The sequence below is a fragment of the Sulfitobacter sp. HI0129 genome (genome assembly GCF_001635395.1).
In the GTDB taxonomy this organism is placed as follows: Bacteria; Pseudomonadota; Alphaproteobacteria; order Rhodobacterales; family Rhodobacteraceae; genus Sulfitobacter.
The window spans coordinates 1-2,113 of sequence record NZ_LWGH01000817.1 but is presented as its reverse complement, the minus strand read 5'-3'; the positions used below and the strand labels follow the sequence as shown (position 1 = coordinate 2,113).

At 63.3% G+C, this 2,113-nt stretch carries 1 protein-coding gene; it reads left to right on the top strand.

Going from position 1 to position 2,113, the window contains the following annotated elements:
- Positions 1 to 430: 430 nt before the first annotated feature.
- Positions 431 to 2,113: Hint domain-containing protein (locus A3764_RS19425; protein ID WP_443069398.1), on the top strand; the 1,683-nt coding region annotated here is incomplete at its 3' end.

Genomic DNA, 2,113 nt, shown 5'->3' with positions numbered 1-2,113 from the left:
CATATGGAACACCTATTCGACCGACACCGGAAATACCGATGGAATCGACTCCGGCGGTGAGGATGTGAACGAGAATTCGTCGCTGGAATGCCAGACCAAAGGCGACCGCGAAATCACGACCTTCAAGCTGCGCTTCAACGAGTCGGTCGATGATGTGGATTTCCGCATCAACGATATCGATGGCGACTCCGTCATCAAGGTCATCGCGTTCAACGCCAACAACGAACGGATCGAGGTCAACCTGACCGCGGGCAGCAATGTCGCGCTCAGCGATGAGGACGACCACGCCGGAAACGAAGCGGCGCGCAGCCAGGGCGGAGTCTTCGAGGACACGAGCTCCGAAAGCTCGCTGAAGGTTGAGATCCCCGGCCCGGTCACCCGAGTTCTGATCGAACATTCGCAGGTCGGCAAGATTGCATCCAGCATCAACATGACCGACGTCTACTTCAACGTGAACGGCGGTGGCGGCTCCAACGGCGGCGGCTCCGAAGGCATGGTAGGCGTTCCGGGCGACGACATGCTCGCCGGGAACGAAGGCGACGATGTGATCTTCGGCGAAGAGGGCAACGATACCCTCCTCGGCGGGACGGGCAATGACACGCTGAACGGCGGTCAGGGTAACGACTCGGTCGAAGGTGGCGACGGCGACGACGTGATCGACACCGACGGCGGCGATTTCGCGCCCGACATCGGCTATCCGCGCTCTGACCGCGACAGCCTCGGCTTCGATGCGGACAGCGATCCCGAGAACGACCGCGACTATGTCGACGGCGGCGCGGGCAATGATGACATCCGCACCGGCGATGACCGTGACACTATCTTCGGCGGGACTGGCAACGACAGCATCAATGCCGGCATCGACGATGACGAAGTTTCCGGCGGCGACGGCGCGGACCGGATCGTCGGCGGCGAAGGCAACGATACGCTCCTTGGTGGCGACGGTGACGACTATATCTTTGGCGGCAACGATCCCGACCTCGGTCTCGATGTGCTGAACATCCCGGATGAGGAAACGGCAGACAATCCCTTCTCCCCCGACCGGGCACCGAACAACGGCCGCGATTACATCGACGCGGGCGCGGGTGACGATGTGGTGCTTGGCGCAGACGATGACGATACGATCATCGGCGGCTCCGGCGACGACTACCTTGATGGCGAGGAAGACGACGACGTCATCGAAGGCAACACCNGCAACGATACGCTGCGCGGCGGGCAGGGCGACGACAGCCTTTCCGGCGGGCAGGGCATGGACACGCTGCTGGGCGACTCGGGCAACGACACGCTGCGCGGGAACCGCGATGACGATGAGCTCTACGGCGGCACCGGCGACGACCTGCTGGATGGCGGCGGCCAGAACGACCTGCTCGACGGTGGCGAAGGCGATGACACCCTGCGCGGTGGCAGGGGCAACGATACGCTGACAGGCGGCGAAGGCAACGACAGCCTCGACGGTGGCAGCGGCAACGACGTCATCATGGGCGGTGCCGGTATCGACACCATGTTCGGCGGCAACGACCGCGACCAGTTCTCTGACGTGAATGCGGGCGATCAGGTAGACGGTGGCAGCGGCGGCGACGATTTCGACACGCTGGACCTGCGCGGTTCGGCTCCCGAAGGCGGCCGTCTGGAAGTCACCTATACCTCCGACGACCGCGAAGACGGTTTCGTGACCTACTACAATGCCGATGGCAGCGTGGTGACACGGACCAACGCCGCGGGCGAGGAAGAGGCGCAGACCCTCGATTTCGTCGAGATCGAGAACATCGTTCCCTGCTTCACACCGGGCACGCTGATCGCGACACCGAAGGGCGAACGCCGGGTCGAGGAACTGGAAGTCGGTGACCGGGTCATCACCCGCGACAACGGCATTCAGGAAATCCGCTGGGTCGGCAAGCGCGCCATGACGGGCGATGAATTCGAACGCGCGCCGCACCTCAAGCCCGTGCTGATCCGCGAAGGCGCGCTTGGCAACGGGTTGCCCGAGCGTGACATGATGGTCAGCCCCAACCACCGCGTGCTGGTCGCCAACGACAAGACAGCGCTCTATTTTGAAGAGCGCGAGGTTCTCGTCGCGGCCAAGCATCTGACTGGTCTGGAAGGCGTCGATATCGTG